Annotated in this window: 9 protein-coding genes; 1 reads left to right on the forward strand and 8 read right to left on the reverse strand. The window is 72.1% G+C overall.

The features are described 5' to 3' along the window. Nucleotides 1-30: 30 nt before the first annotated feature. The 8 genes from hisF to hisD are packed head-to-tail and all read right to left on the reverse strand — an operon-like array spanning nt 31 to nt 5,841. The gene (gene hisF, locus ACFXPK_RS31840) at nt 31-786 is read right to left on the reverse strand and encodes an imidazole glycerol phosphate synthase subunit HisF (RefSeq protein WP_385080637.1); all 756 of its coding nucleotides are present in this window, start codon (nt 784-786) and stop codon (nt 31-33) included. Next, entirely contained in the window at nt 783-1,208 is a 426-nt protein-coding gene (locus tag ACFXPK_RS31845; RefSeq protein ID WP_384998023.1) for a RidA family protein, read from the reverse strand. Before ACFXPK_RS31845 ends, hisF begins: the two co-directional genes overlap by 4 nt. Next, nucleotides 1,205-1,930, reverse strand: coding sequence for a bifunctional 1-(5-phosphoribosyl)-5-((5-phosphoribosylamino)methylideneamino)imidazole-4-carboxamide isomerase/phosphoribosylanthranilate isomerase PriA (gene priA / locus ACFXPK_RS31850; RefSeq protein WP_384998071.1), 726 nt, complete (start codon nt 1,928-1,930; stop codon nt 1,205-1,207). The genes ACFXPK_RS31845 and priA overlap by 4 nt, the downstream gene beginning before the upstream one ends. A 36-nt stretch (nt 1,931-1,966) precedes the next feature. Continuing rightward, entirely contained in the window at nt 1,967-2,611 is a 645-nt protein-coding gene (gene hisH, locus ACFXPK_RS31855; RefSeq protein ID WP_384998020.1) for an imidazole glycerol phosphate synthase subunit HisH, read from the reverse strand. Further along, entirely contained in the window at nt 2,608-2,775 is a 168-nt protein-coding gene (locus ACFXPK_RS31860) for a hypothetical protein (RefSeq protein ID WP_384998017.1), read from the reverse strand. Before ACFXPK_RS31860 ends, hisH begins: the two co-directional genes overlap by 4 nt. Beyond that, complete coding sequence (gene hisB, locus ACFXPK_RS31865) at nt 2,772-3,365, reverse strand: imidazoleglycerol-phosphate dehydratase HisB (RefSeq protein WP_384998014.1); 594 nt, start codon at nt 3,363-3,365, stop codon at nt 2,772-2,774. The genes ACFXPK_RS31860 and hisB overlap by 4 nt, the downstream gene beginning before the upstream one ends. Beyond that, nucleotides 3,362-4,495, reverse strand: coding sequence for a histidinol-phosphate transaminase (locus tag ACFXPK_RS31870; protein ID WP_385080641.1), 1,134 nt, complete (start codon nt 4,493-4,495; stop codon nt 3,362-3,364). Before ACFXPK_RS31870 ends, hisB begins: the two co-directional genes overlap by 4 nt. Further along, the gene (hisD, locus tag ACFXPK_RS31875; RefSeq protein ID WP_385080643.1) at nt 4,492-5,841 is read right to left on the reverse strand and encodes a histidinol dehydrogenase; all 1,350 of its coding nucleotides are present in this window, start codon (nt 5,839-5,841) and stop codon (nt 4,492-4,494) included. Before hisD ends, ACFXPK_RS31870 begins: the two co-directional genes overlap by 4 nt. Before the next feature lie 252 nt (nt 5,842-6,093). Between hisD and ACFXPK_RS31880 the strand changes: the two genes are divergently transcribed. Continuing rightward, entirely contained in the window at nt 6,094-7,713 is a 1,620-nt protein-coding gene (locus ACFXPK_RS31880; RefSeq protein WP_384998004.1) for an oxidoreductase, read from the forward strand. Nucleotides 7,714-7,839 lie beyond the last annotated feature (126 nt).

The raw sequence follows: 7,839 nt of genomic DNA on the forward strand, positions 1-7,839 counted from the left end.
TCCCCGGCCCCTACGCGAACCGGTCCGTCGTCAGCGCACGGGATGCCCCGCCTGCCGCAGCGCGTCCTTGACCTCGCCGATGCGCAGATCGCCGAAGTGGAAGACCGACGCCGCCAGGACGGCGTCGGCGCCCGCCTCGACCGCCGGGGCGAAGTGGTGCAGCCGCCCCGCGCCGCCCGAGGCGATGACCGGGACCGTGACGTGCTTGCGCACGGCCTCGATCATCTCCGTGTCGTAGCCGTCCTTCGTGCCGTCGGCGTCCATCGAGTTGAGCAGGATCTCGCCCGCGCCCAGCTCCGCCGCCTCGTGCGCCCATTCCACGGCGTCGCGGCCGGCGCTCCTGCGGCCGCCGTGGGTGGTGACCTCGAAGGAGCCGGACGGGGTACGGCGCGCGTCGACCGACAGCACCAGGACCTGGCGTCCGAAGCGCTCGGCGATCTCGCGGATCAGCTCGGGGCGCGCGATGGCCGCCGTGTTGACGCCGACCTTGTCCGCGCCCGCCCGCAGCAGCTTGTCGACGTCCTCGGCGGTCCGTACGCCACCGCCGACCGTGAGCGGGATGAAGACCTGCTCGGCCGTGCGGCGCACCACGTCGTAGGTGGTCTCGCGGTCGCCGGACGAGGCGGTGATGTCGAGGAAGGTCAGCTCGTCGGCGCCCTCGGCGTCGTACAGCCTGGCCATCTCGACGGGGTCGCCCGCGTCGCGCAGGTTCTGGAAGTTGACGCCCTTGACGACCCGGCCGTTGTCGACGTCCAGGCAGGGGATCACCCGTACGGCCAGCGTCATGCTCCGCCTCCCCGCGGCTCCTCGGCGCCCCGGTACGCCTCCACCTCGACCTCCACGACCAGGCTCGGGTCGATGAGACCCGCCACCACGATCATGGAGGCGGCGGGCCGTACCGCGTCGAAGAGTTCCTTGTGGGCGCGGCCCACCTCGTCGGCGTCCCGTACGTGCGTGAGATACATCCGCGTCCGTACGACGTGCTCCGCGCCGAGTCCCAGCTCCTCCAGCGCCTTGAGGGCGGTGCCGAACGCGGTGACGGTCTGCTCGTACGGGCCGCCCTCGGCGATCCGGCCGCCGACCACCGACGTACAGCCGGAGACCAGGACGAGCCCGTTCGCCAGCTCCACCGCGCGGGAGTAGCCGAAGCTCTCCTCCCAGGGGCCGCCGGACTCGACCTTCCGTACGACCCCGGGGCCGCCGCTCATCCGGACACCGCCGCGAGCGCCTCTTCCAGCGTGAACGCCTCGGCGTACAGCGCCTTGCCGACGATCGCGCCCTCGACGCCCACCGGGACCAGCCCGGCGATGGCCCGCAGGTCGTCCAGCGAGGAGACGCCGCCGGAGGCGACGACGGGCTTGTCGGTGGCGGCGCAGACGTTCTTCAGCAGCTCCAGGTTGGGGCCCTGGAGGGTGCCGTCCTTGGCGATGTCGGTGACGACGTACCGCGCGCACCCCTCGGAGTCCAGCCGGGCCAGCGTCTCGTAGAGGTCGCCGCCGTCGCGGGTCCACCCCCGGCCGCGCAGGGTCGTGCCCCGTACGTCGAGACCGACCGCGATCTTGTCGCCGTGCTGGGTGATGACCCGGGCGACCCACTCCGGGCTCTCCAGCGCGGCCGTACCGAGGTTGACGCGGGTGCAGCCGGTGGCGAGCGCCGCGGCGAGCGAGGCGTCGTCGCGGATGCCGCCGGACAGCTCGACCTTGAGGTCCATCGCGTCGGTGACCTGGGCGATCAGCTTCCGGTTGTCACCGGTGCCGAAGGCCGCGTCGAGGTCGACGAGGTGCAGCCACTCGGCGCCGGCGCGCTGCCAGGCGAGGGCGGCTTCGAGGGGGGAGCCGTACGAGGTCTCCGAGCCGGACTCGCCGTGGACGAGCCGTACGGCCTGGCCGTCCCGGACGTCGACGGCGGGGAGGAGTTCCAGCTTCGGCACATCGGAGTTCGGCACGGAAGGCATTCCAGAATCCATTCAGAGGGTTCCGATCCAGTTGGTCAGCAGCTCGGCGCCGGCGTCGCCGGACTTCTCGGGGTGGAACTGGGTGGCCCACAGCGCGCCGTTCTCCACGGCGGCGACGAACGGCTCGCCGTGGGTGGCCCAGGTGACCCGGGGGGCGCGGATCTTGGCGTTGGTGACCTCCAGGCTCCACTCCCGCGCGGCGTACGAGTGCACGAAGTAGAACCGGGCGTCGGGGTCGAGCCCGGCGAAGAGCCGGCTGTCCTGCGGCGCCTCGACGGTGTTCCACCCCATGTGCGGGACGACGGGGGCCTTCAGCGGCCCGACCGTACCCGGCCACTCGCCCAGTCCCTCGGTCTCCACGCCGTGTTCGATGCCCCGGTCGAAGAGGATCTGCATCCCGACGCAGATCCCCATGACGGGTCGGCCGCCGGCGAGCCTGCGCCCGACGATCCAGTCGCCGCGCGCGGCGGTGAGCCCCTTCATGCAGGCGGAGAAGGCACCGACGCCGGGGACGAGCAGCCCGTCGGCGTTCATGGCCTTGTCGAAGTCGCGGGTGATCTCGACCTCGGCCCCGGCGCGGGCGAGGGCGCGCTCGGCCGAGCGGACGTTCCCGAAGCCGTAGTCGAAGACGACGACGTTCTTGGCGGTCTTGGTCATCCCCAGAGCCCTTCGATCCGCAGGAGGCCCGCCACCAGGCAGAGCACGGAGCAGAGCCCGAGCAGCACGATCACGCCCAGGGGCAGTTTCTGCTTGTGGAAGGAGTACACACCGCCGGCGAGGAAGAGCCCCACGACGATCAGAATGGTCGACAGACCGGTCACAGGGCGCCCTTGGTCGAAGGAAGGATCCCGGCGGCGCGCGGGTCGCGCTCGGAGGCGTACCGCAGCGCGCGGGCGAGCGCCTTGAACTGGCACTCCACGATGTGGTGCGCGTTGCGCCCGTACGGGACGTGGACGTGCAGCGCGATCTGGGCCTGGGCGACGAAGGACTCCAGGATGTGCCGGGTCATCGTCGTGTCGTACTCGCCGATCATCGGCGCCATCTTCTCGGGCTCGGTGTGCACGAGGTACGGGCGGCCCGAGAGGTCCACGGTGACCTGGGCGAGCGACTCGTCCAGCGGCACGGTGCAGTTGCCGAAGCGGTAGATGCCGACCTTGTCGCCGAGGGCCTGCTTGAAGGCGGCGCCGAGCGCGAGGGCGGTGTCCTCGATGGTGTGGTGCGAGTCGATGTGGAGGTCGCCCTCGGTCTTCACCGTGAGGTCGAACAGGCCGTGCCGGCCGAGCTGGTCGAGCATGTGGTCGTAGAAACCGACCCCGGTCGACACGTCGACCTTGCCGGTGCCGTCCAGGTCGATCTCGACGACGACGGAGGTCTCCTTCGTCGTGCGTTCCACGCGGCCGATGCGGCTCATGCGCTCTGCTCCTTCTTGAGATCACGTACCGCGTCGAGGAACGCGTCGTTCTCGGACGGGGTGCCCGCGGTCACCCGCAGCCAGCCGGGTACGCCGTTGTCACGGATGAGGACCCCGCGGTCGAGGATCTGCCGCCAGGCGGTGTGGGAGTCCTCGAAGCGGCCGAACTGGACGAAGTTCGCGTCCGAGTCGGTGACGTCGAACCCGAGGTTCCGCAGCTCGGTGACGAGGCGGTCCCGTTCGGCCTTGAGCGTCTCGACGTACCCGAGCAGCGTATCGGTGTGCTCCAGCGCGGCGAGCGCGGTGGCCTGGGCGACGGCGGAGAGGTGGTACGGCAGCCGCACGAGCTGGACGGCGTCGACCACGGCGGGGTGCGCGGCGAGATAGCCGAGGCGCAGTCCGGCCGCGCCGAACGCCTTGGACATCGTGCGGGAGACGACGAGCAGCGGGCGGCCCTCGATGAGGGGCAGCAGGGAGGGGCGGTGGCTGAACTCGACGTACGCCTCGTCCACGACGACCAGCGTCGGGCGGACCGCCTGGGCGGCCTCGTACAGCGCGAGGACGGCGTCGGCGGCGACCGCGGTGCCCGTGGGGTTGTTGGGCGAGGTGATGAAGACGACGTCGGGGCGGTGCGCGGCGATCGCCTCGCGCGCGGCGGCCACGTCGACGGTGAAGTCCTCGTTGCGCGGACCGGAGATCCAGCCGGTGCCGGTGCCGCGGGCGATGAGGCCGTGCATCGAGTACGAGGGCTCGAAGCCGATGGCGGTACGGCCGGGGCCGCCGAAGGTCTGGAGGAGCTGCTGGATGACCTCGTTGGAGCCGTTGGCGGCCCAGACGTTCGCGACGGTCAGCGGGTGCTTCCCGGTACGGGTGAGATACGCGGCCAGCTCGGTGCGCAGCTCGACCGCGTCCCGGTCGGGGTAGCGGTTGAGCCCGCGGGCGGCCTCCCGGACGCGCTCGGCGATCCGCTCGACCAGCGGCTCCGGCAGCGGGTAGGGGCTCTCGTTGGTGTTGAGCCGTACGGGGACGTCGAGCTGGGGCGCGCCGTACGGGGACTTGCCGCGCAGCTCGTCCCGTACGGGCAGGTCGTCGATCCCGAGGGGTCGCGGGGACGTGTCGGTGGTGCTCACTTGCCGGGTACCTTCCATCCGAACCTCGCCTTGAGCGCCGCGCCGTGCGCGGGCAGATCCTCCGCCTCCGCCAGCGTCACCACATGGTGGGCGACCTCGGCGAGGGCGTCCTCGCTGTAGTCGACGATGTGGATGCCGCGCAGGAAGGACTGGACGGACAGACCCGAGGAGTGGCAGGCGCAGCCGCCGGTCGGCAGGACGTGGTTGGAGCCGGCGCAGTAGTCGCCGAGGGAGACGGGGGCGTAGGGGCCGACGAAGATCGCGCCCGCGTTGCGGACCCGCTCGGCCACGGCGGCGGCGTCGGCGGTCTGGATCTCCAGGTGCTCGGCGCCGTACGCGTCGACGACGCGCAGGCCGTCCTCGACGGAGTCGACGAGCACGACGGCCGACTGGCGTCCGGTGAGCGCGGGCCGTACCCGGTCCTCGATGTGCTTGGTGGCCGCGACCTGCGGCTCCAGCTCCTTGACGACGGCGTCGGCCAGCTCCGTCGAGTCGGTGACGAGGACGGCGGCGGCGAGCGGGTCGTGCTCGGCCTGGCTGATCAGGTCGGCGGCGACATGCACCGGGTCGGCGGTCGCGTCCGCGAGGATCGCGATCTCGGTGGGTCCCGCCTCGGCGTCGATGCCGATCCGGCCGGTGAAGTACCGCTTGGCGGCGGCGACCCAGATGTTGCCGGGGCCCGTGACCATGTTCGCGGGCGGGCAGCCGTCGGGGCCCGTGGTGCCGTACGCGAACATCGCGACGGCGGAGGCGCCGCCCGCCGCGTACACCTCGTCGACGCCGAGCAGCGCGCACGCGGCCAGGATCGTCGGGTGGGGCAGGCCCCCGGCGGGGTCTCCCGGGTGACGGGGCTTCTGCGCGGGGGAGGCCAGCGCGATGGAGGGGACGCCCGCCTCCTGGGCAGGCACCACGTTCATGATCACGGACGAGGGGTAGACGGACCGGCCGCCGGGCGCGTAGAGCCCCACGCGCTCCACCGGCACCCACTTCTCGGTGACGGTGCCGCCGGGGACGACCTGGGTGGTGTGGGAGGTACGGCGCTGCGCGCGGTGGACCAGCCGGGCGCGCCTGATCGACTCCTCCAGCGCGGCCCGTACGGCGGGGTCGAGCGTCGCGAGGGCGTCGGCGAGGGCGTCGACGGGCACCCGTACGCGCTCCAGCCGGACGCCGTCGAACTTCTCCGCGGCCTCGATCAGTGCCGCCGTGCCCCTATGGCGCACGTCCTCGCAGAGGGGCCGCACCTTCTCCAGGGCGGCCGCCACGTCGAACTCGGCCCGGGGCAGCAGGTCACGCAGAGCGACGCCCTCGGGGAGGGCTTCGCCGCGCAGATCGATTCGTGAGATCACGGGGTCAATTCTCGCAGACCGGATCAGGCCGCCGGACGTCCGTATCACTGGCTGATACATGCCCCGGAGGCCACTCCTCACTACTAGTGTTCAGTTCGTCACCGAGCGGGCACAACGAGGGTAAGGACCGTTTCGCCTCTCTGGTCTGTACACCCCTCTGTACATCGCACCACACCTCTCTGTTCCATCGCTCCACACATCCATGATCAGCACTCACACCCTGTACGCACACGGGGAAGCGGAGGAGCGGCCGTGACCGAGCCGCAGTACGACGAATGTCCCGACTGGCTCAGCGCCGCGGAAGTCGGCATGTGGCAGTCGTTCCGCAACGGCAGCGTGTACGACCTGAGTACGTCGGACCCGCTCCTGAACGATCCCTTCTCACCCCGCCCCTGGGGCACGGAACGCAGCGTGCGCGCCCGGGTGATGGCCCTGCTGCTGCTCAGCGGGCCCGCCGCGCTGCCGGGCCGGGTCGCGGCGCTCAAACTGCGCGGCGTGCAGATCACCGGGACGCTCAATCTCGCGGGCGGCGAGATCGCGCCCTACGTCGAGCTGGAACGGTGCCGGTTCGAGAACGAGGTGATCCTGCCCGAGTCGCACTTCACCACGTTGCGGATGGTGGCCTGCGCGATCCCCCGGCTGGAGGCCGCCCGGCTGCGCACCCAGGGCGATCTGCATCTGCCGCGCTGCCGGGTGGAGCGGGGGATCCGGCTGACCGACGCGCAGATCGGTACGGATCTGCTGATCAGCCAGATCGACGTGGGGCCCGACCGGCTCGGCCGGGCGATCGCCGCCGACGGGCTGTCCGTCGCGCAGGATTTCACCGCCGATCAGATCGAGACGTTCGGCGAGGTCAGCCTGCGCGGCGCGAAGGTCGGCGTGTCGCTGAGCCTGCGCGGCAGCCGGCTGCGCGCGGCGGAGGAGCGGCGCGCGCTCAACGCCCCTCAGCTCACGGTGGAGCGGTCGCTGTACATGGCGGGCGCGTGGATCGGCGACTCCACCGACCTGCTCGGCTCCCCCGACATCACCGCCGTGACTCCCCCGTACGGCGTCGGACAGGCCGCCGCGCCCCTGCTGGGCACGCGATTACAGCGGTTCGAGTGCCGGGGCGGGGTCCGGCTGGACGACGGCAGGTTCGGTGACGCGCTCGACGTGGACGGGGCGCGGTTCTTCCTGGCTCCGACGGAGGAGCTGTCGCTGCGCCGGATCAGCACACCGGAGCTGCGGTTCAAGTGCGAGCGCGTGGAGGAGGGCCGGGTCGTGCTGAGCGGCGCGCGGATCGTGACGCTCATCGACATGTCGACGAGCTGGCCGGCGCCCGGCGGTCTCGCGATGGGCGGCTTCGTCTACGAGAACATCGTGCCGTTCGGCCACTTCCCGCTGCTGCGGCGGCTGGAGTGGCTGGCGGCGGCGACCCCGGAGTACTCCCCGGAACCGTACGAGCGGCTCGCGCAGGTGCTGCGCAACAGCGGCGAGGACGCGGACGCCCGCGAGGTGCTGCTGGCGAAGCAGCGGCGCCGCCGCGAGACGCTGCCGCTGGCCGCGAAGGTCTGGGGCTACCTCCAGGACTGGACGGTCGCGTACGGCTACCGTCCCGGCCGGGCGGCGCTGTGGATGGCGCTGCTGTGGGGCGCGGGCACGATCGCCTTCGCCCGTCACCCGCCGCCCCCGCTCCGGGCGGACGAGCACCCGATATGGAATCCGGCGCTCTACGCACTGGACCTGCTGATCCCGGTGATCGACCTGGGCCAGGACGGCTACTGGCTCCCGGAGGGCACCTGGCAGTGGACCGCCGCCGGGCTGGTGGTGCTGGGGTGGATCCTGGCGACGACGGTGGCGACCGGGGCGACACGGGTGCTGCGGCGGGGGTGAGAACCGGGGGCGCGCAACGGGAGAGCCGGGGCGCGCCCCCGCGCGCCCCCGGGCGCCCGGGGGGGGTCCTGTGCGACCGGCCGGGCGTCCTCGGCCATCTCGCGGCGGCCGGCGGCCGGCCCGATC

It is taken from the genome of Streptomyces sp. NPDC059142, from assembly GCF_042755665.1.
Lineage (GTDB): Bacteria > Actinomycetota > Actinomycetes > Streptomycetales > Streptomycetaceae > Streptomyces.